The 25,219-nt window shown below is 71.8% G+C and carries 25 protein-coding genes and 1 tRNA gene; 12 read left to right on the forward strand and 14 right to left on the reverse strand.

The genetic code is table 11. The features are described 5' to 3' along the window. The first annotated feature begins 498 nt into the window (after positions 1-498). The 3 genes from ACIRQ9_RS06285 to ACIRQ9_RS06295 all read left to right on the forward strand — a co-directional run bounded on the left by ACIRQ9_RS06285 (position 499) and on the right by ACIRQ9_RS06295 (position 5,229). Positions 499-2,604 (forward strand): transglycosylase domain-containing protein, encoded by a 2,106-nt coding sequence (locus ACIRQ9_RS06285; RefSeq protein WP_404168200.1) that lies wholly within the window; start codon positions 499-501, stop codon positions 2,602-2,604. Positions 2,605-2,651: 47 nt separating this feature from the next. Continuing rightward, a complete protein-coding gene (locus tag ACIRQ9_RS06290; protein WP_404167708.1) occupies positions 2,652-3,947 on the forward strand; it encodes a hypothetical protein in 1,296 nt (431 codons plus the stop codon). A gap of 109 nt (positions 3,948-4,056) precedes the next feature. Beyond that, positions 4,057-5,229: an amidase domain-containing protein gene (locus tag ACIRQ9_RS06295; protein WP_404167710.1), complete on the forward strand. Its 1,173-nt coding sequence runs from the start codon at positions 4,057-4,059 to the stop codon at positions 5,227-5,229. Here ACIRQ9_RS06295 and ACIRQ9_RS06300 read toward each other — a convergent pair. Together ACIRQ9_RS06300 and ACIRQ9_RS06305 are read right to left on the reverse strand one after the other, a co-directional pair. Next, positions 5,217-5,756 (reverse strand): DUF4383 domain-containing protein, encoded by a 540-nt coding sequence (locus ACIRQ9_RS06300; RefSeq protein WP_404167712.1) that lies wholly within the window; start codon positions 5,754-5,756, stop codon positions 5,217-5,219. The genes ACIRQ9_RS06295 and ACIRQ9_RS06300 overlap by 13 nt on opposite strands. 105 nt (positions 5,757-5,861) lie before the next feature. Continuing rightward, complete coding sequence (locus ACIRQ9_RS06305; RefSeq protein ID WP_404168202.1) at positions 5,862-7,178, reverse strand: hypothetical protein; 1,317 nt, start codon at positions 7,176-7,178, stop codon at positions 5,862-5,864. Positions 7,179-7,835: 657 nt separating this feature from the next. Here ACIRQ9_RS06305 and ACIRQ9_RS06310 point away from each other — a divergent pair. Then, a tRNA-Val gene (locus ACIRQ9_RS06310) sits at positions 7,836-7,907 on the forward strand. 86 nt (positions 7,908-7,993) lie between these two features. On the opposite strand, the gene ACIRQ9_RS06315 is transcribed toward ACIRQ9_RS06310, so the two are convergent. The 3 genes from ACIRQ9_RS06315 to ACIRQ9_RS06325 all read right to left on the reverse strand — a co-directional run bounded on the left by ACIRQ9_RS06315 (position 7,994) and on the right by ACIRQ9_RS06325 (position 10,498). Next, a complete protein-coding gene (locus ACIRQ9_RS06315) occupies positions 7,994-8,152 on the reverse strand; it encodes a hypothetical protein (RefSeq protein WP_404167714.1) in 159 nt (52 codons plus the stop codon). 282 nt (positions 8,153-8,434) lie between these two features. Further along, positions 8,435-9,238: a hypothetical protein gene (locus ACIRQ9_RS06320; RefSeq protein ID WP_404167716.1), complete on the reverse strand. Its 804-nt coding sequence runs from the start codon at positions 9,236-9,238 to the stop codon at positions 8,435-8,437. A gap of 282 nt (positions 9,239-9,520) precedes the next feature. Further along, positions 9,521-10,498, reverse strand: a complete 978-nt coding sequence (locus tag ACIRQ9_RS06325; RefSeq protein WP_404167718.1) for an aldo/keto reductase — start codon at positions 10,496-10,498, stop codon at positions 9,521-9,523. 98 nt (positions 10,499-10,596) lie between these two features. On the opposite strand from ACIRQ9_RS06325, the gene ACIRQ9_RS06330 reads away from it, so the two are divergent. Next, positions 10,597-11,187 carry a TetR family transcriptional regulator gene (locus ACIRQ9_RS06330; RefSeq protein ID WP_404167720.1) on the forward strand — a complete coding sequence of 197 codons (591 nt, stop codon included), beginning with the start codon at positions 10,597-10,599 and terminating at the stop codon, positions 11,185-11,187. A 27-nt stretch (positions 11,188-11,214) separates the two neighbouring features. Here the strand turns inward: ACIRQ9_RS06330 and ACIRQ9_RS06335 are convergent, their stop codons facing one another. Both ACIRQ9_RS06335 and ACIRQ9_RS06340 read right to left on the reverse strand, forming a co-directional pair. Continuing rightward, a complete protein-coding gene (locus ACIRQ9_RS06335) occupies positions 11,215-11,433 on the reverse strand; it encodes a hypothetical protein (RefSeq protein ID WP_404167722.1) in 219 nt (72 codons plus the stop codon). Between the two features lie 404 nt (positions 11,434-11,837). Then, the gene (locus ACIRQ9_RS06340) at positions 11,838-12,506 is read right to left on the reverse strand and encodes an HAD family hydrolase (RefSeq protein WP_404167724.1); all 669 of its coding nucleotides are present in this window, start codon (positions 12,504-12,506) and stop codon (positions 11,838-11,840) included. 80 nt (positions 12,507-12,586) lie between these two features. On the opposite strand from ACIRQ9_RS06340, the gene ACIRQ9_RS06345 reads away from it, so the two are divergent. The 3 genes from ACIRQ9_RS06345 to ACIRQ9_RS06355 all read left to right on the forward strand — a co-directional run bounded on the left by ACIRQ9_RS06345 (position 12,587) and on the right by ACIRQ9_RS06355 (position 13,910). After that, positions 12,587-13,159, forward strand: a complete 573-nt coding sequence (locus ACIRQ9_RS06345; RefSeq protein ID WP_404167726.1) for a helix-turn-helix domain-containing protein — start codon at positions 12,587-12,589, stop codon at positions 13,157-13,159. Positions 13,160-13,167: 8 nt separating this feature from the next. Then, a complete protein-coding gene (locus tag ACIRQ9_RS06350) occupies positions 13,168-13,461 on the forward strand; it encodes a hypothetical protein (protein WP_404167728.1) in 294 nt (97 codons plus the stop codon). 104 nt (positions 13,462-13,565) lie between these two features. Then, positions 13,566-13,910, forward strand: a complete 345-nt coding sequence (locus ACIRQ9_RS06355; RefSeq protein WP_404167730.1) for a hypothetical protein — start codon at positions 13,566-13,568, stop codon at positions 13,908-13,910. A 426-nt stretch (positions 13,911-14,336) separates the two neighbouring features. Here the strand turns inward: ACIRQ9_RS06355 and ACIRQ9_RS06360 are convergent, their stop codons facing one another. Then, positions 14,337-14,666, reverse strand: a complete 330-nt coding sequence (locus tag ACIRQ9_RS06360) for a hypothetical protein (protein WP_404167732.1) — start codon at positions 14,664-14,666, stop codon at positions 14,337-14,339. A 130-nt stretch (positions 14,667-14,796) separates the two neighbouring features. Between ACIRQ9_RS06360 and ACIRQ9_RS06365 the strand changes: the two genes are divergently transcribed. Continuing rightward, positions 14,797-15,369 (forward strand): hypothetical protein, encoded by a 573-nt coding sequence (locus ACIRQ9_RS06365; protein ID WP_404167734.1) that lies wholly within the window; start codon positions 14,797-14,799, stop codon positions 15,367-15,369. Positions 15,370-15,403: 34 nt separating this feature from the next. Here ACIRQ9_RS06365 and ACIRQ9_RS06370 read toward each other — a convergent pair whose 3' ends face one another. Continuing rightward, positions 15,404-16,345, reverse strand: coding sequence for a ketopantoate reductase family protein (locus tag ACIRQ9_RS06370; RefSeq protein ID WP_404167736.1), 942 nt, complete (start codon positions 16,343-16,345; stop codon positions 15,404-15,406). 91 nt (positions 16,346-16,436) lie between these two features. Between ACIRQ9_RS06370 and ACIRQ9_RS06375 the strand changes: the two genes are divergently transcribed. Continuing rightward, positions 16,437-16,670: a DUF2277 domain-containing protein gene (locus ACIRQ9_RS06375; RefSeq protein WP_404167738.1), complete on the forward strand. Its 234-nt coding sequence runs from the start codon at positions 16,437-16,439 to the stop codon at positions 16,668-16,670. Between the two features lie 246 nt (positions 16,671-16,916). Here ACIRQ9_RS06375 and ACIRQ9_RS06380 read toward each other — a convergent pair whose 3' ends face one another. The 4 genes from ACIRQ9_RS06380 to ACIRQ9_RS06395 form a co-directional block, all read right to left on the reverse strand. Continuing rightward, positions 16,917-17,480: a DedA family protein gene (locus tag ACIRQ9_RS06380; RefSeq protein WP_404167740.1), complete on the reverse strand. Its 564-nt coding sequence runs from the start codon at positions 17,478-17,480 to the stop codon at positions 16,917-16,919. A 155-nt stretch (positions 17,481-17,635) separates the two neighbouring features. Then, entirely contained in the window at positions 17,636-19,528 is a 1,893-nt protein-coding gene (locus ACIRQ9_RS06385) for an FAD/NAD(P)-binding protein (protein ID WP_404167742.1), read from the reverse strand. 135 nt (positions 19,529-19,663) lie between these two features. Continuing rightward, positions 19,664-21,289, reverse strand: a complete 1,626-nt coding sequence (locus tag ACIRQ9_RS06390; protein ID WP_404167744.1) for an alkaline phosphatase D family protein — start codon at positions 21,287-21,289, stop codon at positions 19,664-19,666. A gap of 163 nt (positions 21,290-21,452) precedes the next feature. After that, the gene (locus tag ACIRQ9_RS06395) at positions 21,453-22,097 is read right to left on the reverse strand and encodes an HNH endonuclease family protein (RefSeq protein ID WP_404167746.1); all 645 of its coding nucleotides are present in this window, start codon (positions 22,095-22,097) and stop codon (positions 21,453-21,455) included. A 423-nt stretch (positions 22,098-22,520) separates the two neighbouring features. Between ACIRQ9_RS06395 and ACIRQ9_RS06400 the strand changes: the two genes are divergently transcribed. Both ACIRQ9_RS06400 and ACIRQ9_RS06405 read left to right on the forward strand, forming a co-directional pair. After that, positions 22,521-23,102: a TMEM165/GDT1 family protein gene (locus ACIRQ9_RS06400; RefSeq protein WP_351325469.1), complete on the forward strand. Its 582-nt coding sequence runs from the start codon at positions 22,521-22,523 to the stop codon at positions 23,100-23,102. Between the two features lie 186 nt (positions 23,103-23,288). Beyond that, entirely contained in the window at positions 23,289-23,945 is a 657-nt protein-coding gene (locus ACIRQ9_RS06405) for an HAD-IA family hydrolase (RefSeq protein ID WP_404167748.1), read from the forward strand. 232 nt (positions 23,946-24,177) lie between these two features. Here the strand turns inward: ACIRQ9_RS06405 and ACIRQ9_RS06410 are convergent, their stop codons facing one another. Beyond that, a complete protein-coding gene (locus ACIRQ9_RS06410) occupies positions 24,178-25,092 on the reverse strand; it encodes a peptidoglycan-binding protein (RefSeq protein ID WP_404167750.1) in 915 nt (304 codons plus the stop codon). Positions 25,093-25,219 lie beyond the last annotated feature (127 nt).

Raw genomic sequence — 25,219 nt, forward strand, 5'->3', positions numbered from 1 at the left:
GTGCGGAGATATTGAAAAGATCGCTGATAATTTGAGCTGGCCGCGAGGAGCCGAAAGACCGGGGGATGAGGGGGGCTCGCAGCGCCGCACCCACCGCGGCCCTGCCACCCGTCGTGTCTAACCGCGCGCGCAAGACCGAGTGCGAGGGGAGACGCAGTCGTGACGGACGCAACGGGGCGGACGGGCGACCCGGAAGACGGCCGTGACCAGGCCGGATCCCGGGGACGAAAGCCGTTCGAGCCGGACGCGACCCTGCATCTGAAGGTCGACGCCCTGCGGGCGGAGCATGCTCCGCGGCAGAAGGGCGACGACGCTCAGCGTGCCCAGGACGCCGCGCGACGCAAGGCGCAGGCCCTGTGGGACGAGCTGCACGCCAAGCGGGCCGCCGACTCCGGGGCCGAGGCGCGGGACGGGGGCGCGCGGAGCGAGAAGCCGGATCCGCCGCGGCACGAGGAGACCCTGCATCTGAAGGTGTCCGACCTGCGGGCGGACGTCACGATGCAGATCCGCGTGCCCGAACAGCGGCAGGACGAGCCGGAGTCGGAGGCGAGCGCCGCGGGCGGCCGTGCCGAGCGGCGGCGCAGCGCCCGCCCCACGCCCCGTGAGCGGGCGCTGGCGGCGGTGGCGGCGGTCCGGGCCTTCGTCGGGCCCCGACTCGCCCCGCTGGCCCCGTACGCGCGAAAGCTGCGGCCCCGGTATCCGCGCCCCGGCCGCACCGGCTGGCGGCGCTGGATGCCGTCCTGGCGGCAGTGGCTCGGCGGCGTCCTCGGCGGCATCGGCCTGACCGGGCTGTTCCTCGTCGTCGCCTACGCGGCCACGGACATACCGTCCAACCTCAACTCGTACGCCACCCAGCAGGACAACGTGTACTTCTGGTCCGACGGCACGCCGATGGCCAGGACCGGCTGGGTGCAGCGGCAGGACATGCCGCTCAAGGACATACCCGTGGACGTGCGCTGGGCCGTCCTCGCGGCGGAGAACGAGAGTTTCTACTCCGACCCCGGCATTTCCGTCAAAGGCATCACCCGCGCCCTGTACCGCACGGTCGGCCAAGGGGACACCGAGGGTGGATCGACCATCACCCAGCAATACGTGAAAAACGTCTATCTGACCCAGAACCAGACGGTGAGCCGGAAATTCACCGAGGCGATGATCTCCCTCAAGCTCGACAACAGGATGAGCAAGGACCAGATCCTGGAGGGCTACCTCAACACCAGCTGGTTCGGCCGCGGGACGTACGGCATCCAGCGCGCCGCCCAGGCCTACTACGGCAAGGACGTCAGCCAGCTGAACGCCAGTCAGGCCGCCATGCTCGCCTCCCTGCTCAAGGGCGCCGGTCTCTACGACCCCACCCTCAGCAAGGCCAACCACCAGCGGGCGGTGGAGCGCTGGTCCTGGATCCTGGACCGGATGGTCAAGATCGGGAAGCTGTCGCCGGCCGAACGCGCGAAGTACAAGACCTTCCCCGAACCCATCGAGACCAACAAGGCCTACGACACCGGCAGTCAGAGCGACTACCTGGTCGAACTGGCCCAGCAGTACGCCAAGAAGACCGCCCACATCTCGGACAAGCAGTTCGACCTCGGCGGATACCAGATCTACACGACCTTCGACCGCAAGAAGGAGGACACCCTCACCAAGGCGGTCACCAAGGCCCGCGCCCAGGCCCGGAAGAACGACCCGAAGCTCGCCGAGGCCGCCCACTACGGCGCCGCCTCGGTCACCACCGACGGACGGATCCTCGCGGTGTACGGCGGCCCCGACCACCGCAAGCAGGGCTACAACGACTCCAACGCGACCACCGTCCCCGCCGGCACCGCCTTCCTCCCCTTCGTCTACGCCGCCGGCCTCCAGAACGGCGTGCACAAGGAACGCGGCTCGGCCACCACGCCGATCACCCCCGAGACGCTCTACGACGGCGACGACAAGGTGCCGGTGACCACGCCCGACGGGCCGTACTGGGACCGCAGCGGCAAGAAGGTCTTCGCCACCAACGACAACGGGACGTCCTACGGGCAGATCGGCCTGGGCCAGGCCCTCGCCCGGTCCGTGAACACCCCGTTCATGCAACTGGGCATGGACACCGGCCTCGACCGGGTGCGGGCCACCGCGGTGGCCTCCGGCCTGCTCTCCGACAGCATCGGCGCACAGGTGCCCGCACTGTCCATGGGCAGCTCCACGCCCAGCGCGATCCGCATGGCGAGCGGCTACGCGACCTTCGCGTCCGGCGGCAGCCACACGGAGCCGTACTCGGTCGCCAAGATCACCCGCAACGGCCGCCGGGTCGCCCTCGACACCCCGAGGCCGTCCCGCGCGATCCGTGCCGACGTCGCCCGGAACGTCGAACAGGCACTCAGCGAATCGTTCCGTCTCGCCCATCCCGGCAGCTCCGAGGCCGCCGGCAAGGCGGGCGCCACCACCGCCTCAGGAAAGGACACCGCCTCCTGGTACACCGGCACGGCCTCGTCCGTGACCACGTCCGTCGTCGTCTACCGCATCGACCTCAACAAGTCCCTCGAACCGCTTCCGCTGGAGGGACTCGCGGGCAGTGACGACGACAGCGTCCCGTACGCGGTCTGGGCCCAGGCCATGGGCCTCGACTGACCACCGAAGCCGACAGCTCCCCACCCCACCCGCAGAATGAGCCCTGTATGAAGCCCCGCACGAAGTCGACAGCCGGCGGCCACCGCCGCAAGGCGCCCACCCGTGACCGCCGTCTGGCCCGCCCGGAATTCCTGACCCTGGCCGCCTTCCTCGTCGTCGCCTCCCTCGTCGCGGGCTACCTCGTGCTCTCCAGGCAGGACGACACGGCACCCACCGCCGCCGGCACCGGCAAGGCCTCGCCCGCCCCGTCCGCGAGCCCGAAATGGGACGGCAGGACCAAGGTCCTCGGAGACGGATCGACCTCGTACACCGGGCCGCAGAAAGACCAGTTGAAGCCCGAGAAACTCAAGCCGGGCCAGAAGCCTCCCCAGTTCGTGGTCTTCTCCTGGGACGGCGCCCTGGAGGGTGACGACCATCTCTTCTCGCACTACCGGGAGATGGCCAAGGAGTACAACGCCCACATGACCTTCTTCCTCACCGGCATCTACCTGCTGCCCAAGAGCAAGAAGTCGCTCTACACCGGCCCCATGCACTCCCCGGGCGACGCCGCCATCGACTACGCCACCGACCCCCACATCCGCACCACCCTGGAACAGCTGCGCCAGGCCTACGACCAGGGCAACGAGATCGGCACCCACTTCAACGGCCACTTCTGCGAGAAGAAGGGCGGCGGCGACTGGAGCGTCGCGCAGTGGAAGAGCGAGATCGACCAGTTCTACGCCTTCGTCGAGAACTGGAAGACCAACACCGGCTTCAAGGACATACCGCCCCTGCCCTTCGACTTCAAACAGGAAGTCGTCGGCGGCCGCGCCCCCTGCCTCGAAGGCCAGCCCAACCTCCTCAAGGCCCTGCAGAAGTACGGCTACCACTGGAAGTACGACGCCAGCTCCCCCGGCGACTACCAGATATGGCCCTCCAAGAAGGACGGCCTGTGGAACTTCCCCCTGGAACTGCTGCCCTACGGCACCAACATCCAGGCCCTGTCGATGGACTTCAACTTCCTCTACAACCAGTCCAACGGCGAGGTCGACGGCGACTCCTCCCAGTACGCCACCTGGGAACAGCAGACCGTCGACTCCTACATGAACGGCTTCAACCGCGTCTACTACGGCAGCCGGGCCCCGCTGTTCATCGGCAACCACTTCGAGGACTGGAACGGCGGCATCTACATGAAGGCCATCGACCGGATCATCCCGAAGATCTGCACCCAGAAGGGCGTCAAGTGCGTCTCCTTCAAGGAACTCGCCGACTGGATGGACGCCCAGGACCCGGAGACCCTCGCCCGGCTCCGCTCCCTCGACCCGGCACAGGCCCCCGCCGACTGGTCCACCGTCGTCAAGTGAGGCTCGCCGACGGTTGATTCCGGTTCCGTAACCCCCTTCACCCCAGCCACACACGCCGTGCGAAGATGCCGTCGCCCGGTAGGTGTACCGGCGTAGAGGGGAAACACCATTGAAATCAAGAAAACTGAGCCGTAAGCGCAGCCGTGCGGCCATAGTCACGGCGGCGGCTGCCTCGGTCGTCGCCGGCGTCGCCCTCGTGCCCAACTGGAGTGCGGGCGCGGCCGTAGTCGACGACCCGACCGTGGACACCGCGACCAAGGCGACCTTCCAGAAGCTGGCCGACGCGGTCTTCACCGACCGCACCCAGGCCCTCGTGCACGGGGCCACCACGAAGCAGAGCACCTCCCGCTTCTCCGGCGACGTCCGCCTGTCCAGCACCCGGTCGCGCGACGAGCACTCCGCGCTGACCCAGCTGCGCGGCCGCCAGAACAAGCTCGCCCAGCTCGGCGAGACGTACAGCGCCGGCAACACCCGGGTCACGCTCGACGCCACCCGGGTCACCGGCCGCACCGCCAAGGCCGACGTCACCGAGACCACGACGCTGACGTACGCCAAGGCCACCGGCAACGCGCCGAAGACCACCGGCTTCCAGTCCCACCACGAGCTGACCTTCAAGGCGGACCGGCAGGGCACCTGGCAGCTCACCACCATCAAGGACACGGACGAGGGCGGCCTCGCCGTCAACACCCTGTCCAAGCCGTCCGTCAAGGCACCCGCCACCGGCGACGACGGCAACACCACGCCGGACGCCCCGCGCGCCGCCACCACCCGCAACCCGGTGGCCGTGCCCAAGACGCTCACCGGCGGCACGTACGACTACAAGGCCATGGCGACCTACGCCGAGAAGTACTGGAACGTCTACAACAAGGACTACCCGGACTTCAACGGCCAGGGCGCCGGCGGCGACTGCACCAACTTCGTCAGCCAGTCCCTGAAGGCCGGCGGCTGGAAGCACGTCCCCGGCTACGTGTACGACTACACGAAGTGGTTCGGCACCGCCGACATCCAGTCCGACTCCTTCGTCGGCGTCAACGAGTGGTCCTGGTTCGCCCAGAACTCCAAGCGGACCAAGCCGCTCGCCAACGTCTACCAGGCGGAGGTCGGCGACGTCATCCAGATGGACTTCAACCGTGACGGGGAGAAGGACCACACGATGATCGTGACGTACAAGAGCAACGGCGTCCCGTACGTCACGTACCACTCGAACAACACCCTGCGCAGGTCCGTGGCGAGCCTCATCGCCTCGTACCCGAACGCGTACTTCTACGCCTACCGCACCTGATCACCCGCGGTGAGGGCCCGCTGCTCCGCCTCGGGGTGGCGGGCCCGCCAGTAGGGATTGTCGTGCGGCAGGTTCGTGCTGACCCGGCCGTACATCCCGAACACCATCAGCACGAGCCCCACGACGAAACTGAACAGCACGTTCTGGATCCTGAAGGCCAGGAAGTTCGAGTCCGTGTCCAGCAGGGCCAGGAACAGGAAGCCGTTCAGGATGAACAGCACCCCCAGCACCATGTTCAGCGTCGACGCGAAGTTCCCGCCGATCACCATCCCCGCGAACAGCAGCAGCCCGACACAGATCGACAGCACGCTCAGCGCGCCGTTGGTGTTCAGGCCGATCGCCATGTTCTCGCCGGTGTCGAAGAACCCGATGTTGTCGGTCAGCCCGAGGATCCCGAAGGCCAGCAGGAACAGACCCATCAGGCCCGCCCCGACCCGGTAGACCCGGTTCAGCCGGTGATCGACCGGCAGGGCCTCGTCGAAGAGGATCTGAGGCCGCGTCTGCCGGTGCGCCATGTGTGAGGCCATCTCCGCCTCCTGAATCTGATCTAGAGTGCGCGTCCTACCCAATATCCGCCCGCACGGACAGGTCGGCAACGGCTCACGGACCCGACGGCACCCCGGGGCGGGCGCTCACGCGTGACCGGTGCCCCGCTCCTCCCGGATCTGCCCGACCACCCGCGCCACGTTCCGCCGCACCGCCTCGGTCTCCGTCAGGAAATGCCAGTAGTCCGGATGGCGGCCCTCCAGCGACCCCACCGCCCGCTCCAGCCGCGCCACCGCGTCGTCCAGCGGCCGCGCGTGCCGCGGATCGGGACTGGTGCGCCCGGACATCGCCAGCCGCTGCGCGTCCCGGATCGCGAACCGGGTCCGCTCGATCTCCGCCTGCGGATCCTTCTGCACGGCGTTCAGCCGGGCCAGCCGGTCACCGGCCGCCGACACCGCCTCGTCCGTGCCGTTCAGCAGCGCCCGCACCGTCGACAGCAGCGACGTGGCGTCCGCCCACCGCTGCGCGTCCCGCGCGCCCTGCGCCTCCTTCAGCTTCAGCTCGGCCTGCCGCACGTTCTCCTCGGCCTGCCGCGGCACCTGCTGCAGATCCTGCCAGCAGGCCGCCGAGAACCGCCGCCGCAGCTCGCTCAGCACCGGATCCACCTGACCGGCCCGCGTCGTCAGAGCCTGCGCACGCGTCCGCAGACTCACCAGCCGGTGATCGATCTCGGCGGCCTTCTCCGGCAGCCGCTCCGCCTCGACCCGGACCGCCTCGGCCTCCCGCTGCACCCGCCCGGCCCGCTCCAGGGTGGCCTGCACACCGTGCTGCCCCGCGCCCTGGTTGAGTTTCGTCAGCTCCGGCGCCAGCGCCGCCAGGCGGGCCGCCAGCTCATCGGCCCCGATCGGGGTCGCCCGCACCGCGTCCAGCGCGTTGCTGGCCGCCAGCAGCGCCTGCCGGGCCCGCTCCACGGCCGGTGCCAGCCGCGCCAGCCGCGTCTCCGCCTTGCCGAGCAGCGGCCCCAGCGAGTCCGCGAACCGGTCCAGCTCGCCCTTCACCCGCACCAGCTCGTCCTTGGCCCCGGAGATCTCCCCGCGGGCCCGCGTCGCGACCGCGGCCTCCAGGTCGTCCCGGTCCAGGTCGTAGGCGTCGATGGCCTGGATGTACCGGTTGCTGACCTCGTCGATCCGCCGGCCCAGCGCCTCGAAGTCGGAGACCGCCCGACGGGCGGCGGGAGTGTCGTCGACGGCGGAGATCGTCTCTATGGAGATCCGCAGATCCCGCTGCGCGGTGTCCAGTTCGTAGAACGCGTTGGCCGCGGCGTCCTTGGCCGCCTGCGCCTCGGCCCGCTGCGCGTCCGCCCGCCCCCCGAACCACCGCCGCGTCCCGCCCCCGGCGAACGCCCCCGGCACCACGAGCACGGCGAGCAGCGGCAGGCTCACGAGCGCCAGCACGTCCCGCAACGGAGTGCGCCGGTCCCGCTCGGGGGGCGAGTACGACTGCTCGGATGCCGCCGAAGTCGCCGATGTCGCCGTCACTTGTCCCTCTCCCGTGCCGCGGTGCGCCCAGTGTGCTGGCGGTCCTGACATTCTCCCACCCGGGAAAGACGAACACACGGGCCGGTCAGTTCGCTGTCGGAGCGATCGGTCCGCGACGGGCGGCGGCAACCGTCCGGCTGTCGAACGCGTTGCCTTCCGGGGCGCGAGTCGTCGAACGCGGCGGAAGAATCTCCGGTCCGGGCGGTCGTAGGGGGCGGGAGCCGTGCGTGAACTCAGGGCACCGTTCGTGGCCCCCGCGCCCACCGGCGTGAGCCCACGGACGCGACTGCGGGTGTCCGGGCAGGACGCCGCGATGCTGACCGGGGCGGAGCCCCGCCCGACGGGAGCGTGAGGGACCCCGCTCCCGTCCGCCCGGACCACGGCCACGATCCGTGCCGCCCGGCCGCGCAGCGAACGCGGGGGACCAGCGGGCCCAGGACCACTCGGGGGTGCGGTGCTGAGCACCGGGCCCGGTACGGGGCCGGAATGCCGCTCAGTCCGTAGGAATCGCCGCGACCGCCCGGTCCGGGAAACGGAATTGCGGGACGGAGCCCGGGACGATGTAGGCTGTCGAATCGTCTCGGGTGCGTAGCTCAGTGGTAGAGCGCCTGCCTTACAAGCAGGATGTCGGCGGTTCGAAACCGTCCGCGCCCACACACGTCAGAGGCCCGCCATATGATCCGCGGCGGGCCTCTGTAGATCATTTAGGGGATGTTCGGGAGATCAACTCCCGAGAGCCGTCACGCCACGCTCCGCAGCGTCACCCGCCGTCCACGGCGCCACCGAGCCGTCAGCGCGTCCAGGCGATGCCGCCGCATCTCCGGCGTGATGTGCTCGTAGGTGCCCTCGATGTCCTTCGGCACCCACCCCATCGACGCGAACCGCAGCGCACGGTCCACGCGGTCCTCCTTCGTCCACGTGTCCGCGGTATGCCGGGCCGCGCGCATCGTGAACCCCGGCGGGATCGGCTCCCAGCCCTCCCGTCCACCTTGTCGATCCGCTTCAAGAGGAAGGTGTCCCGGTGCCCGCCCGCCAGTTCGCCCCGCCGCGGCCCCGGGTAGCAGTCCGTGAGGACCATGAGCCCCTGGACGCCACCGAGCCGCTGGTAGAGCATCTGCGCCTCTTCAGGCTGCGCCCACGCCTCCTCCTCGCCGTCGTCCACGTGGTCTTTTGTGGAGGCATCAGCAGTGGCAGTGCACACGTACCACAATCGTGGCGCCGGGCAGCTGCGACAGGTAGACCTCGCTGCCCGGCCATACAACCGTCCCTGGGGGAACGTGAGGACACGATTCCGGGTCGCAGAACGCGTGAACGGCACTTCCGACGCTCTCTCGCCACCAGCCGTCCACGGTGAGTACGTCAGTGTCCGGCGGAAGCTTCCAGGAGAACTCACGGATGTAGTCAGCACGGCTGCCGGAAAATCCGATGACGGGATGCTCCGTATGGAACGGGGAGCCCGGAAAGCCCAATCCGAGACTCCAGGGGTGATCGAGGTATGCCTTGATCAGCGGCTGGGCTCGGTAGGCGGCCACCATCCCGTCGTCCCAGGGGCCGCCCGGGAACGCGTGTGGATCATTTCGCCAACGCTCCACGAAGACCTTGAGCGGCAGGGCTGGCGGGTGTTCGCCGGACAGACGTTGCCACAGGTCCCAGGACGCGGCTGTCGCTCGTTCGGAAGCGGCTTGCGGCCGTGAGAAGTCGAGCAGGGCGCGCGGTCCACCGGCACAGACTCCTGGAGCGCTGGGAGCAGGGGTGCCGTCGTATCGGGCCTCGTCGTGGACGAGCCTGGGATCGTCCTCGCATCCGCGGGCGACCGCGAACCCCCCACCGTTGCTGCCACCGAGGATGCGGCGTGAATCCCACATGCCGCGGCCCGGGGGGTTGTCACCGTTCAGGTCGAACGGCGCGAGAGCGACGGCGAGCGCCCCCTCAATGTCGTCCGCGACCCCGGACGGCAGACACACCGTCACTGTCAGGCCGGCCATACGCCCTCCCCGCTCTATTGGCAGACAGCATGATCGCACCGAGCAGCCACGTTCGGCATGCCGATTTGATGGCGAGCAGGTCTCCCGTCCGTGCGGAGCCAGACCCCTGTTCAGGCGGCGCGTCCAGATTTACGTCCGCGGAGGGGCCGACAACCAACGTCGAACGAGCCACGACTCCGGTCAGTGCATCTCATGCAGCCCGAGGGCCGACCGTTGAGTCAGGTCGGCGCCCCGAGGATCACGTGAGCGTTGGCAGGCGTGGTGCCGAGCGCTGGTACGGGTTCAGTTCCAGGTGGGGAGGTGGCCTTCGGCGTAGCGGGCGCCGAAGCCGCCGGTGGGCAGGATCTCGTGGATGGCGGCGAGGTCGGTCTCGGTGAGGGTGACGTCGGCGGCGTGGGCGTTCTCCTGCATTCGGTCGGCGCTGCGGGTGCCGGGGATGGGGACGATGTGCTCGCCCTGGGCGAGCAGCCAGGCCAGGGCGAGCTGGGAGACGGTGATGCCCTTGCCGGCGGCGAGGGTGGTGAGGCGGTTGACGGCGTCGAGGTTCTTCTCGTAGTTGCCGGGCTGCCAGCGGGGGTCGTTGTTGCGCATGTCGGTGGCGTCGTACTGGCCGGCGGGCTTGGCGGTGCCGGTGATGAAGCCGCGGCCCAGGGGGGAGTAGGCGACGAAGCCGATGCCGAGTTCGTCCAGGACGGGGAAGAGCTGTTCGACGTCGCGCTCGAAGAGGGAGTACTCGGTCTGGAGGACGGAGACCGGCTGGACGGCGTGGGCGCGGCGGATGGTCTGCGGTCCGGCCTCGCTCAGGCCGAAGTACTTGACCTTGCCGGCGTCGATGAGTTCCCTGACGGTGCCGGCGACGTCCTCGATGGGCACGTTCGGGTCGACCCGGTGCTGGTAGAAGACGTCGATCTGGTCGACGCCCAGGTAGCGCAGGCTGTTGTCGGCGACCTTGCGGATGTTGGCGGGGGTGCTGTCCAGGCCCAGGCCGTTGGCGCCGAAGGTGAAGCCGAACTTGGTGGCGATCACCACCTCGTCGCGGACGTCCGCGAGGGCCTTGCCGACCAGGATCTCATTGGCGCCGGTGCCCATGCCGTAGAGCTCGGCGGTGTCGAAGAAGGTGACGCCCAGCTCGTGGGCGCGGCGCAGGGCGGCGATGCCAGCCGCCTCGTCGCCGGGGCCGTAGGCCATGGTCAGGCCCATGGAGCCGTAGCCGATCGCCGAGACGGTGAGGCCCTGGCTGCCCAGTGTCCGCTGCTGCATCGTGCTCTCCTCAGTTCAAACCAAACAGTTCGGTTTGAACTCTACGCCTGCCATGCCGCGCACTCAAACCAAACGGTTCGGTCGGGTACCGTGGAAGCATGACCCCAGCACCCCGCGCAGACTCGGCACGCGACCGTGTCATCGCCGCCGCCAAGGCCGAGTTCGCCATGCACGGGATCGCCGGAGCACGCGTCGACCGCATCGCCAAGGCCGCCAAGACCAGCAAGGAACGCGTCTACGCCTACTTCGACAGCAAGGAAGACCTCTACCGGCACATCTCCGCCCAGGAACTCGCCGCCGTCGCGGAAGCCGGCCGCCTGGACCCCGCCGACCTGCCCGCCTACGCCGGCCGCATCCACGACTACTTCCTCCAGCACCCCGAGCACTACCGCCTCATGCGCTGGGGACAACTGGAACTCGGCACCGGCCACACCACCCCCGACGACGCCGTCCGCCAGTCCGTAGCAGGCAAGATCGAGAAACTGCGCCACGCCCAGGAAGCCGGGCAGCTCGACCCCGCCTGGGACCCCGTGGACGTCCTCGTCCTCGTCAACCAGATCGCCATGGCCTGGGCCGGCCAGCCGGACCTGCTGCCCGCAGACGAGGCCAACCATGCGGCGTTCCTCGCGGCACGCCGAACCGCCGTCGTCGCCGCCGTCCAGCGCCTGTTCCCGGCAGCCGGTGCCTGACCTCCCACCGGCACACGAGCGGCACCATCACGCCGACAGCCACCCGAGCGGAGGAGGGAGGAGGTACGCCCGGCTCGACTGGGTCCGCGGCCGCCTGCGGTTCCCCTTCTTCCAGATCTCCACCCACTTGCCGAACGGAGTGCCCAGCTTCACCGGGTCAATCCAGGCCCCCACCCGGATCGCCGCCTCCTGTTCGGCTCCCCAGTCCTCGGCGAGCTTCTTGGTGGGGAACCCCGACTCCGTCAACCACGGTGGCTGGTGCCCGGGGGTGCCATGTGGACCGCCGCTGGGCTGCTCGCCATCGTCTTCTCGGTGGCCCGGCCCGGGCGGGATCTCGTCGGGGTGTCCGCCGCGATGGGGCCGCCGCTGCTCTGGTCGCTGGCCTGTGCGCTCGGGGGTTTGTCCGGCACGTCGTCGACGGCCTGGACCAGCGGATCCGGACGCTGGACGAGGCTGAGCAGGCTTCGCGGTCGCGGGCGGATCGGACGGACAGACTGCTCGGCCTGGCGCTCGACCACATCAGCCAGCAGGACGACCGGTTGCGCGCCCCAGGAATGCCGCTCGTGCCCATGGCGCCCGAGCTGATCGCCGCTCGCGACTCCCGATGATCGTGGCCTCCTTCCGCCTACGGGCGGGAGGGGGCCCTTTCGTCATGCCTGGATGGCGGCGAGGACCTGTGCCGTGTCGCCGAGCCCATCGAGGACGCTCTCGGCGCCCTCGTCCTTCAACTCGTCTGCTGAGGTCTTGCCCGTGGCGACCGCGATCACTCGGACGCCAGCAGCATGCCCACCCGCGACATCTGCTGGGGTGTCCCCGAGGAACACCGCCTCTGGCGCCGTGACGACAGCACGCTCCAGGGCGACACACAACAACTCCGCCCGGTCCTCGGCATCTTCCCCGTAAGCGCCCTCGTCCAGGCGAATGTAGGAGTCGAGGCCGAAGGTCGCGAGCTTCACCTCGGCGGCTTGGCGCACGTTGCCGGTCACCACCGTCTGGCGTACGCCGCGCCCATCAAGGGCCGCGAGGATCGCCGCGGCCCCCGGCAGCGCGTGCCCGCGCTCGCGCAGTTCCACAGCGCGCCGGACGTGGACCGTGCCAAGTGCGTCAGCGAACCGGTCAAACAGGCCCTCGTTGTAGGGAATGTCGTGCAGGCGCGCGGTCTCGCGCAGGATGATCCGCTCGGTCGCTCCTGTTACTGGCGCCTGCTCACGTAGCGGTACGCCTGTCACCTGCTCGAATGCCTCGCTCCACAGCTCGCGTCCCACCCCACGCGTAGCCATCAGGGTGTGGTCGATGTCCCAAAGCACCAACTCCAGCACCAACGGCTCCTCACTCGACGAACCCCGCGTCCCCGACCGCTTGAAACCCTACGCTCAGAGTCGGGAACAAGGAGTAACGCATGGTTGCAGCAGACCTTCCTATCGGGGACCGAATCAGGCACTACCGCGGCGGCCGCCGGCAGGACGCCGTGACCGGCCTCGTCGGTATTGCCCCCGACTATCTGTCCCAGATCGAACGTGGCATCAAGGTCCCCTCCCTGCCGATCCTGTACGCGCTCGCGCAGGAGCTGGGCGTTCCGGCCGCGGCCCTGCTGTCCGAGCGCGCGCCGATCGAGGAGGAAGCGTCGGACACTGCTGAGGCCGCGGTGGGCCGGGCGCTCCTCGGGTACGGGCCCGCGCGCAGCACCGAGCCGGTCGCCTCGGCCGTGCTGAGGGACCGGGTGGAGGCGGCGTGGCAGATCTGGCAGACCGCCGGAGACCGGTTTACCCAGGCTGCGGAGGTCCTGCCTGTTCTGGTCGCGGACGCCGAGCACGCCGCCCGGGCGGCCCGCACCGGTTCGGACGCCGCCGATGGTGGCACGCGCGGGAGCGGCTACGGGAGAAAGCGGCGCCGTCTGCCCGTCAGGTGCCCGATGGCACGAACGTTGCGCGGACGGTGTTTGGGCCCGCCAACGTTGCGCTGCACGCTCTGAGCATCGACATGGAGGCCGGAGAGACTGGCGAGGCGCTGCACACCGCGGACGCCATCGACACCAGTCCACTGCCTTCGCTGGAGAGGGAGTTCACGTTCGGGCTGGAGGTCGCCGCCTGCCACAGTCAGCGCCGTGACGACGCTGCCGTCCTCCTCGCCCTGTTGGGTCTGGAGGCTATCGCCCCCGAGGACCTGGCGCGGACATCGCTCGCTCGCCAGCTAAGCCTCACCGTCATCCGGCGTGCTCGGGCCATGCACGCCCGCCAGGCCGAACAGCTCGCAGAGCGCATCGGCCTCGTTTGAACGAGCCAATGGGTCACCCGAGCTGACAGTTCGGGTGAGGCTGGTGAGACCTGCCTACGGTCACGTGTGTCGGACGGATCACCGTGACCGTGGAGGCGAGACCCATGCCGAGCGAACCTGCGAGCAGCACCCTCGACACGCTTGCGCTCCTGGAACTCCCGGCCTTGGACGGGCTCACTGAGGCCCAGGCGCGTGGCGCCGACTGCGTCTGGTGTCCGCAGAAAGCCCCGACTCACCTCACGGCGGAGACCGCGGTCAACCTCGGCGAGCGCCGGCACCGGCGGCCGGGCGGCCGCTTCTCCACCTTCCCGCGCGCCTGCCGTGCCTGCTTCCGTCAGGCCGCGGCCGCCGCGCTGCGGGCCCATGCTGGGTCCTGCGAGCAGGGCGTGGACGACGCGGCCTTATGCGGCACCGCAACCGCCCTTCGCGCCTTGAAGGCGGCATGGTGACCGGCGCGGAGACCCCGGTACCCACTCCGGTGCGGGCCGCGCTGATCGCGCTCGGCCAGCACTGCCAGGCCTGTCGTAAGTGCCGGCCGACGTGGGTGGGGGACACCCCGGTGCATGGGGAGTGCGGGTAGGCGGACCGGCTGTATCGGGCGGAGGTGCGGGCCTCATGATCTGCGCACGCTGCGACGAGCCGATCGGATCTGTAGCCAGAGTGCGCAGGGCGGTAGCGAGGCTGCCAGGCTCGGGTGCTTGGGTCGGTCCAGAACGGTGCGTGAACTGCACTCTCGTTACATTCGCCCAGGTGGCTCGGTCATGACCGAGGCGTCGAGAGCCGCTCTTACAAGCAGGATGTCGGCGGTTCGAAACCGTCCGCGCCCACACACGTCAGAGGACCCCGGCCGGATCGGCCGGGGTCCTCTGTGTTTCTCACGTCTCCTCGCGTGTGTGCTTGAGGCGGCTGCGGGCGTGTACGCGGTCCGGTGTCGTGACCTCGGCCCAGAAGCGGTGGCCGCTGACGAAGACCGCGAGTTCGTGTTCGCGGCGGCGCAGTTTCTCCACCTCGGCCTGTTCGTCCTCGGTCCAGCCCGGCGAGGCGGGGCGCTCCACCTTGCGCCAGCCGCCGCCGTCGCTGAATCCCTCCAGCGGCACGACCGACCAGGGAAGCCGCTTCAGGAGGGCCGACAGTTCGGCCCGGACCTGATGCAGCTCCTCCTGACCGGCGAGGAGGTCACTCGGGAAGTCATAGGTCGCTGCCACGCCGACAATGGTACGCCTGTTCGATTTTAGGTGGCGAGTTGGTTCACGGGGTTCATGTGTTCGAGTGAGAGGCTGGGGGCCGGCACGAGCGGGTTCCCGCGGTGTGGGCGGAACGGGACAAGGGGACAGGATGAGCGGACGGCGGCCGGTGTTCGTGAAGGTGTGCGGACTGACCCAGGAGCGGCAGATCGACTGGGCCGTCGAGCTGGGGTACGACGCGGTCGGGATCGTCGTGACCCCGAAGAGCGGGCGGTACTGCCCGCCCGAGCGGGCCGTGGCGCTCGCCGGGTACGCCCGCGGCCGGATCCCGGTCTTCGCCGTGGCCCTGACGTACGCCGAGACGGCCGAGGTCGCCGGGCACGTCGACACCGTCCAGATCTACGAGAGCGCCGACGTGCCGAACCTCGCCCTCGCCTCCGCCTCCCCGCCCGAGCGCCCCGAGGACCTGGAGTACTTCTTCTACGACGCCAGCGCGGGCAGCGGTGTCTTCGCCGGCATCCCCGACTGGGTCGCGGACGTGCCCGGCAGGGTCGTCGTCGCCGGCGGCCTCGACGAGCACAACGTGGCCCGTGTCGTCGAGGCCGTCGGTCCCTACGGCGTGGACGTCTCCAGCGGCGTGGAGACCGCCCCGGGCGTCAAGAGCCGCGAGAAGATGGCCGCGTTCGTCGCCGCCGCCCGCGGCGCCGGACGGCACGGCGGCTGAGCGCCCGGCCTCGCCGCCGTACCGGGCGGCGCGGTCAGTGGCCCGCCTCGCGCAGTTCGCGCACGATCCGGGCCGTCACCGGCACGGGCACCCCGTGGCGGTCCGCCGCCCGCAGCAACGCGCCGCCGATCGCGTCGAGTTCGAGGGCCCGGCCGGCCTCCGCGTCCCGTTGCATCGAGGACTTGGCGGCGGGCGGGAACGCGTCGTACCGGGCCAGGGCCCGGGCCGGGTCCACCGGGGAGCCGCAGGCGCGGCTGACCGCGGCCGTCTCGGCGACGAGCGAGGCGAGTTCGTCGCGGTGCCGGGTGCGGGCCTCGCCGAGCGGGAGGCCGTAGCGGGTGGTGAGCAGGGCGAACGGCGCGAGGAACGACATCTTCGCCCACAGGGCCGCGCTCTCGTCGTCCAGGACGCGGGTGACCGGGCCCGCCGCGGTGAGGGCTTCGGCCAGGGCTTCCAGGCGGTTCCGGGGCACCTTGGCGCCGGTGAGGTCGATCTCCGCGAACGGGCTGGTGTGTTCGATCAGTCCGGGGGCGGTGCGGGTGGACTCGACACGGATGACGGAGGGGGCCACCCGGTCGGGGGCGTAGCGGGCGCGCAGCGGCGCCGGGTGCTCCACGCCGTTCAGGAACGGTACGAGGAGGGCGTCGTCGAGGGCCGCGGGCGGGATCCGGGTGAGGGCGTCGTCGAGGGCGGTCGCCTTGACGGTGATCAGGCAGGCGTCGACCGGTTCGCGCAGGGCGGTGTCGGCGGCCACGCGGGCGGTGAAGTCGCCGTAGAGGGCGCTGCGGACCTGGATGCCCGTGGTGCGCAGGGTGTCGGCCGTCCGCTCGCCCGCGAGGCACAGCACGCGGTGGCCGGCCCGGGAGAGCAGGGCCGCGAGCAGGCCGCCCACACCGCCGGGGCCGAGCACGGCGACGGTGAGCCGGGGCGCGGACGCGGTGCCCGGGGCGTCCGGGGTGTGCGGGGGGTTCGTCATGGGACTGTCCTCTCGTCGGTCGGCCCCGGGAGTGGTGGCCGCCTCGGGACGATCCTCGCAGGAGTGCGGGGCGCTGCGGGAGACTGGGCGCATGTGCCGGAGCATCAAGACCCTGCGTCCGCCTCAGCTGGCCGCGGAGGCCACCGAGGAAGAGATCCGAGCCGCCGCGTTGCAGTACGTGCGGAAGGTGTCCGGGTTCCGGACGCCGGCCGCGCACAACCGGGAGGTGTTCGAGCGGGCGGTCGACGCGGTCGCGGAGGCCACCGCCGCGCTGCTCGGCGGCCTGGAGGTACGCGGACGGACCCCGCACGAGGCCACCGGCTGAGGCGACGGCCCCCGGTGGGCCGGGCCGGGCCGGGTGTTCGAATGGTGGGGCCGGGCGAGCCGGGGCGGGTGTCTGCGCGGGGACCCGTCGGGGCTGGTCGGACATCCGGGCGGGTGCCGGGCCGGGTGGCCGTGCGGTGAGGTCCGGTGGGGTCCGGTGGGGTCCGGTGGGCTCGGCCCGGGGTTCGTGCGGCGCCCGGCGCCAGCCGGCTGGGGGTGGCCTGGGGTGTCCGGGCCGGGCCCGGTGTCAGGCCGGGCGTCTTCGCACGAGGAAGCCCGCCCCGGCTCCCGCCCCGAACAGCGCCACCACCGACACCGCCGTCGCCAGCCAGGTCGCGCCCAGCCACTGGGCGCCCAGGTAGCCGAGGGCGACGCTGTAGACCGCCCAGCTGAGGCCCGCCAGCGCGGACCAGGGGAGGAACTCGCGGACGCGGCGGTGGGCGGCGCCGGCGCCGAGGGAGACGATCGAGCGGCCGGCCGGGGCGAAGCGGGCCAGCACCACGAGGGCGCCGCCGCCGCGGGACAGGGCCTCGCCGAGACGTTCCTGCGCGCTGCTCAGCCGCCGGGAGCGGGCGATGGCCCGGTCCAGGCGGGCGCCGCCGCGCCGGGCCAGCCGGTAGGCGGCGAAGTCGCCGAGGACGGACGCGGCGGCGGCGCAGAAGGTCAGCGCGAGGATGTCGGGCACGACGTGCGGGACGTGGCCGGGGGCCGCCCCGGTGCCCGCTGCCGCCGCGGTCGCGGCGGTGATGACCAGCACGCCGCTGGGCAGGACCGGCAGGAACACATCAAGCAGCACGGAGAGGGCCACCATGGCGTATATCCATGGCCCGGCCTCCAGCGACCCCATGCTGTCCCACACGACGGTTCCCCCGTGATTGTCCTGCTGTGCCCCCCGACGTCAGCCATACAGCGTACGCGGAGGGTGTGACAGGAGTTTCACGGGGGGTTTGCGGAATCCGCAAAGGATTAAGCGGCCACCGGCGTGTCCCGTCCGGCGCCCGAGCGCTCCGGCCGCGGCCCGTCCCCGCTCGCCGCGGCGGCGGTGCGCAGGACCTCCCGCGCGATGGCGTCGGCGTCGGACAACGTCACCGAGTCCACGCCGGGCCGGGCGCCCGCCGCCGTCACCCAGTGCACGCCCTCGGTGGGCACGCCGAAGCCGAACCTCCTCGGGTGCGCCAGGCCGTGGCGGTCGATCAGCCGGTACGGGCGCGGCGTCACGTCCAGGCCGCCGGTCTCGTGGCCGTCCACCCGGTGCGGGCGGCACGCGCCCTCGCGCAGCAGCCCGGCCATCAGTTCGTCGCGGGTGCGGCGCAGGTCCGGCTCGGGGAGGCGGGCCTCTATGAGGGTGGTGACCCGGACCTCGGAGCCGGGCACCCGCGGTGAGCGCGCCACCCAGGCGCCGTCGGTCCGGTCCACTTCGAGGCCGGGGCCGAGCACGGTGACCACGCCGGCCGCCAGGAGCGCGGTCAGCTCCTCGACGCGTCCGCGGGGCGGTCCGATGGACAGGTGGGCGTTGAGCGGGGTGTACCAGCCGTCCAGGTGGGCCCGGCGGGAGGCGCCGGTCAGGCCGCCGTGGTCGACGACCAGCCGTATCTCGTTGCGCAGGTCGCGCAGGACGTCCAGGGCGGCCTTGAGCGGGCCGCGGACGTTGCCGAGGGCGGCCTGGGCCGCGTCGGCGCGCAGGTGCCCGAGGAGCCAGTCGTGCCAGTCCGCCGGATCCGTGAACTCCCGCTCTCCGTAGGGGTGCTGGAGGCGCCGCCCGCACCAGCGGTCCGCCGCCGGGACGCCGGCCCGGTCGAGGACGGCGCTCTCCTCGTGCCGTCCGTCGGCGGTCAGGAGCCGTTCGGCGAGGTCCGGGTCGCCGGTCAGGGCGGTGTAGTAGACCGCCTCGACCTCCTTCGCCACCAGCGGCCAGACCTCGGCGAGGAAGTCGGGCGCCTCGCCGGAGTCCGCGCGTTTGCGCAGGCTCGCGATCGTCTCGGGGGTGAGCAGCAGCGGGACGTGCCGGCCGTACGGGCCCTTGGCGTTGTCGCCGCGCGCCTGGTGCGGGACGCCCCGCCGGGAACCGGCGTACAGGCGGGGTTCGCGGCCCGAGGGCGTGTAGCGCAGGACGCCGCCGGGGGTGCGGGCGAACCGGCCGCCGCGGCCGGAGGTGAGCAGGGCCAGGTGGTCGAAGAAGTTGAGGCCGAGGCCGCGCAGCAGTACCGGTTCGCCGGGGGCGATCGGAGTGAGGTCGACGTCGGCCGGGTTGGCGGGGGGCAGGTGGCGCAGGCCGTGCCGGGCGGCGTGGGCCAGGTGGCCGCGCTCCTCGGGGGTCGGTGCCGCGGGCAGGTGGCCCTGGGCCAGCACCACCGCCGCCAGGCCGGTCAGGGCGTGCCCGTCGTCGAGGGTGAGCGTCTGGCGGCCGTCGGGGTCGTCGGCGAGGCGTACGGCTCGGGCGCGGTGGGTCCGGACGCGGACCGTCCGCGGTGCCCCGGCGACCGTCGCGGCGAACACCCATTCCAGGTAGCGGCCGTAGTGGGCGCGCGTCGGGTAGTCGTCGGCGTCCAGTTCGCCGGCCGCCCACTCGTGCAGGCTGGGGCCGGGCCGGACCGGGCCCGAGCACTCCACGCTGTCGTCGGTGAACAGGGTGACCTGGCCGGCCACGGTGTTCATCAGCAGGTCCGCCGGCTGCGTGGTGCGCCAGACCAGGCCGGGGCCCGGTGGCGCCGGGTCGATCACGTGCACCGTCAGGCGCGCTCCGGGGGGCAGCAGTTCGGGCGCGGAGGCGCACAGGCGTTCCAGGACGCTGGTGCCGCGCGGTCCTGCGCCGACCAGGGCGACGGCGACCGGGGCGGATTCCTGGGGCGAGACAGACAACGACGTGACTCCCGGGCGTGTGGGGGCGCTGGGCAGGAACACCGCCCGCACGGGATGAGGAAGCGGACGGTCCGCCTCATCATGCCGTCGGCGCGCACAGAAGCCAACGCGCACCCCACTCGACTCGGATGTCCCTCATGGGGCGGTGAGGGTGGACTCCTCCAGGGTCTCCAGGGTGCCGCCGCGCCGGGCCCGTTCCAGCCTGAGGCGGGCCGAACGGCCGTGCAGGGTCAGGGTCATGAGCTGGTTGCCGAACCACGGGCCGCCCTTCTTCCGCCAGGTCACCGGCGGTTCGGCGCAGCGCCCGTGCCGGGTGAACCGGCGGCCGAGGAACCGGGCGGGCGCGCTCCAGCCGAACCGGAAGCCGGCCCGCATCGTCGGCGGCACCGAGTTGTGCACGGGCGAGCAGGTGAGCTGGAGCACACGGGAGGCGGGTCCGGTGCCGGACGGCCAGGCGGGCTCGGCGACGTAGGCGTGGTGGACGTCCCCGGAGAGCACGCAGATCGACGCGGGGGCCTGGGGGCCCGAGCCGGTGCGGGCGATGAGGTCGGCCAGGCCGGCGAAGGAGGCCGGGAAGGCCGCCCAGTGCTCCAGGTCCGCCGCGCGCCGCAGCCGCTCCCCGAACCGGGCCCAGCGAGTGCCCCGTTCGCCCCGGCACAGCGCCGCGTCCCAGGCCTCCAGGTCGTGTACGAGGTGCGGCAGCAGCCAGGGCAGTGAGGTGCCGAGCAGGAGGTGGTCGCAGGACTCCCGGTCGTCGAGGGCCTGTTCGCGCAGCCACTCGGCCTCGCCGGGGTCGAGCATGGCGCGGTCGTGTTCGTCCAGCACCCGTGCCGCCCGGCTGTCCACCATCAGCAGCCGTACCCGCCCGAAGTCGCGCCGGTAGCTCCAGCGCACCGAGGCCGGGTCGGCGTCGGCCTTCGCCGCGAAGGCGCGCAGCTCGTCGGTTCCGTCGGGCGAGGCGCGTACGGCGGCGTAGAGCGGGTCGGCGGCCAGTTCGGCGGGGGAGAGGTTGCCGAGGTGCTGGTGGACCCAGTACGACATCAGCCCGCTCAGCAGCCGCTCCCGCCACCAGGGTGTGGCGCGGATGTCGGAGAGCCAGGCGGCGGAGGTGTTCCAGTCGTCCACGACGTCGTGGTCGTCGAAGATCATGCAGCTGGGCACGGTGGACAGCAGCCAGCGCACCTCGGGATCGAGCCAGGACTCGTAGTAGAGGCGGGTGTACTCCTCGTAGTCGGCGACCTCGGCGCCGGGCGGCTCCGACAGGTCGCGGCGGGCTTCCAGCCAGCGGCGGGTCGCGGCCGAGGTCTCGTCGGCGTACACCTGGTCGCCCAGCAGCAGGAGCACGTCCGGTCGTTCGCCGCCGGCGGCGACGCGTGCGGCCAGGCTGTCCAGGGCGTCGGCGCCGACCGGGTCGTGGCCGTCGGCCGGGGGAGCGGCCCAGCGGCAGGAGCCGAAGGTCACGCGGAGTTCGTCGCCCTCCGCGGGGGCGTGGATCACCGGGGCGGGGAACGGGGAGCCGGGCGGCGGCCACACCCGGGTGCCGTCCAGGACCACCTCGTAGGGCGTCGAGGTGCCCGGGGCCAGGCCGGTGACCGGGACGAGGGCGTAGTGGTGGCCGGCCACCTGGAAGGTGCGGGTGCTGCCGCCCGCCCCGTCCGGGCAGCGCACCTCGGCGGTGCACGGACGGCTCGTCTCGACCCAGACGGTCGCCGACGAGCCGTCGGTGTACCTCAGCAGTGGTCCCAGGCGCAGTCCGGCCACGTTCGCCCGCCCTCTTTCCCGGTCTGGTCCGCCCCGTCGCCCCGTACGGTACGGAACGACGGAGGCCGGCGGCGAGGCATCGACGCGGGAAAGAGCGCGGGAAGGGGGGTGGAGCGGGGCCGGAGGGCCGGGGGAAGGGGGACCGCCGCGGTCGCCGGGTGCGTCAGCAGCCGGAGAGGTAGCCGGTGAGCGCGCTCTTCTCGGCGGAGTCGACGGAGAGCTTGTAGTAGTACTTCACCTGGACCCAGGCGCGGACGTAGGTGCAGCGGTAGGACGTCAGCGACGGCATCCAGGTGGCCGGGTCCTGGTCGCCCTTGGACTGGTTGACGTTGTCGGTGACGGCGAGCAGCTGCGGGCGGGTGACGTCGTTGGCGAAGGCCTCGCGCTGCGCGGTGGTCCACTTGCTCGCGCCGGAGTCCCAGGCCTCGGCGAGCGGGACGAGGTGGTCGATGTCGACGTCGGAGGCGGCGCTCCAGGTGGCGCCGTCGTAGGGGGAGTACCAGGTGCCGCTGGTCGCGGTGCAGGCGGAGTTGGTGACGACGTTGGATCCGTCGCGCTTGAGGATCCACTCGCGGGTGTTGCAGGTGCCGCTGATGGTGTCCCAGGTGGGGAACAGGTCGCGCGCGTAGCCGGTGCGGTTCTCGGTGGCCACGGTGAGCGAGGCGAGGTAGGTGCGGGCGGTGGACGCGCTGACCGGGGTGGGGAGGGCGGCCGAGGCGCTCGGGGAGTCGAGGAGGGCCGCGGAGGCTATCAGGCCGGTGAACGCGGCGAGTATGCTGAGCCGTCGACGCGCGTAGAATTTCGGCATGCGAACTCCCTTGTGGGGGTGGGGTGTTGGAGCGCGGGCGTGGGAATGCTCGCGGTCCGGTGTTGCCGTGGGGTGAGCGCTCGGTTAGAAGTTAGTGACGTGGGCATGACACGACAAGGTGTGCGACGTGACTCACATCCGGGGACCCCGGCCTTGGGGATCGGCGCGGTCCTCACGTACCGTGGCGGGTGTTGAAGGGGAGTAGCTCTTCGCCGGACCGTCGACATACTGCTCAGCCCGTCTGAGCCGGCGCCCGGAGGCGGCCTCGGTCACGAGACCCGCCAGCGAGACCTTCGGCAAGCAGTGCACACCCGAGCCGTGCGGCGGCGCGGGTGATCCATGTGTGCTGCCGTGCCGAGGTGTCGTGTGTTCCGCGCGAAATGCAGCACTCTCGGTGGGGTGGCCCCGACCGATTGAGGACCCTTGATCAGCATCACCGTGACGGCGCTCGTCTTCGGCGTCATCTTCCTCGCCGAACTGCCCGACAAGACCGCGCTCGCCGGCCTCGTCCTGGGCACGCGCTACCGGGCGTCCTACGTCTTCGCGGGCGTCGCGGCCGCCTTCCTCCTGCACGTCGTGCTCGCCGTCGCGGCCGGCAGCGTGCTGACCCTGCTGCCGCAGCAGATCGTGCACGCCCTGACCGGCGTGCTCTTCCTCGGCGGCGCGGCCGTGCTGCTGCTGAAGAAGGACGAGGGCGAAGAGGAGGTCCGCAAGCCCGCCGACCAGTCGTTCTGGAAGGTCTCGGGCACCGGGTTCATGCTCATCCTGGTCGCCGAGTTCGGTGACCTCACGCAGATCATGACGGCGAACCTCGCCGCCCGCTACGACGACCCGCTCTCCGTCGGCCTCGGCGCGGTGCTCGGCCTGTGGGCCGTGGCCGGGCTCGGCATCGTCGGCGGCAAGGCGCTGATGAAGAAGGTGCCGCTGCGGCTGATCACGCAGATCGCGGCCGTGCTGATGCTGGCGCTCGGCGTGTGGAGCCTGTGGGAGGCGATCGCCGGCTGACCCGGGCGGCCCCCGCCGGGCACCCCGGCGAGCTGAAGAGCCGGTGAACGGTCGGCGACACCGGTGGCGGGAACACCGCTCCGTTTTGTACCGTGGAGAAACAAAGTGGCTCCCGCTCGTTTTCCCTGACCGGCGGGCGGGGCCGCTCTGTTCTGCCTCCCCCGGTCTGCCTAGGAGCTGCCCCGCATGACGGCCACCGTCCTCACCGCCCGCGCCCTTCTGCTCGACATGGACGGCACCCTCGTCAACTCGGACGCCGTCGTCGAACGCATCTGGCGGCGCTGGTCCGAGCGGCACGGGCTGGACGGCGACGAGGTCATGAAGGTCGTCCACGGACGCCAGGGCCACGCGTCCATGGCGGTGCTGCTGCCCGACCGGCCCGTCCGGCAGAACCTCGCCGACAACGCGCGGATGCTGGCCGAGGAGACCGCCGACATGGACGGCGTGGTGGAGGTCCCGGGCGCCGCGGCCTTCCTCGCCTCCCTGGAGGGCCTGCCGCACGCCCTGGTGACCTCGGCGGACGTGGCACTGTCCACCGCGCGGATGGCGGCGGCCGGGCTGCCGCTGCCCGCGGTGCGGATCACGGCGGAGTCGGTGGGCGCGAGCAAGCCGGACCCCGAGGGCTTCCTGAAGGGCGCGGCCGAACTCGGCGTCGCCCCCGAGGACTGCGTGGTCTTCGAGGACTCCGGCGCGGGGATCGCGGCGGGGCGCGCGGCCGGGATGCGGGTGGTCGGCGTGGGGGCGCGGGCCGGCGTGCACGGACCGGACGCGGTGGTGGCGGATCTGACGCGGGTGCGGGTGGAGGCCGCGGCCGACGGTTCCCTGCGGGTGCGGGTGGGCTGACGGGGCGGTCCTGACGCCGGTTGCCCGTCGCGCCGTTCCCCGCGCCCCTGAGGGGGAAGGTGCATCGGTCGTCGGGCGGGTGCGGGTTCGGCGGGGGTCGAGCGCGCAGTTCCCGGCCCCCCTTTCCGGCGTGGGTCCTGAAGCCGGGTTCGAGGGCAACCCCCGAGGGGCGCGGGGAACTGCGCGACGAGCCCCCACCGGGCCCGCACCCGCGCACGACCCGGACGGGTCCCTACGGCTTCGTCGTCTCCGATTCCAGTGCCGCCCGCGTGGCCGTCCCGTACACGCCCGACTCGTCGGTCAGGACGCCCCGCGCCACCTGGTACGTCCGTACCGCGCCCTCCGTCGTGCGGTCGTAGTCCCCGTCCGCCGTCCCCGGAAAGAGCCTCAGCTGTGCCAGCCGCTGCTGGAGCTCGGTGACCTCGGCGCCGCTGTCGCCGAGCCGCAGGACCGGCGCCTGGGTCGGCCGGGGGGAGGCGACCGTGCCGGTCGTCGACGCCGACCGGGTCGGCGCGACCGAACGGGAGGCCGTGCCGGACGGGCTCGCGCTCACCGTCCGCGACGGCGAGGCCGTCGGCGACACGCTCGCGGCGGCGGACGCGGACGGCACCGACGGCGCCCGCCCGGCCGCCGACGTCACCGGCGCCGCCGCCGACGGCGACCCCGTGCTCCGCGCCGGGTCGGGAACGCCCTCCCGGACGTCCCTCGGCGCCGCCGTGTTCCGCTGCGGCACCACCCGGGAGAACAGCCCGCCCGCCAGCCCGGCCACCGCGAGGATCCCGGCCACCGCCACCACGGCCGACACCGTCAGCACCCACCGGGGCGTGCGCCGGCGGGCCGGCACCGGGACGGCGGCCGGCGGCACGGGCACCGGCTCGGGCGCCTCCTCGGGCACCGGCGGCGGTACGACCGCCGGCAGCGGCTCGGTCCGGGCGCCGTCGGCCACGGTGTCTGCCTCGGTGCCGGAGAGGTCCACGTACGGCCGTATCCGCAACGGGTCGAAGTCCTCCGCGGCCGCCTGCTCGGCGCTGCGGGCGTCGCGCAGCGCGTCCGACGCCCGCCGGGTGCAGTCGCAGGAGGGCGTGTTGTCCGCACCCCTCGGCGCCCCGCACTCCGGGCACCGGTGGCCCCCGGTCGTATCCGTCACGGTGTGCGTTCCCTCCCCTTCGCGTCCCCTCGCGATCTCCACAGACTATGCGGCACACCCACACGTACGCGCACGGGATCCGCCTGTCTCAGGGGCGTGCGAAAAGGGCTCGACGGGCCGTACCGGG

The sequence above is a fragment of the Streptomyces sp. NPDC101237 genome, from assembly GCF_044767465.1.
GTDB lineage: Bacteria > Actinomycetota > Actinomycetes > Streptomycetales > Streptomycetaceae > Streptomyces > Streptomyces gramineus.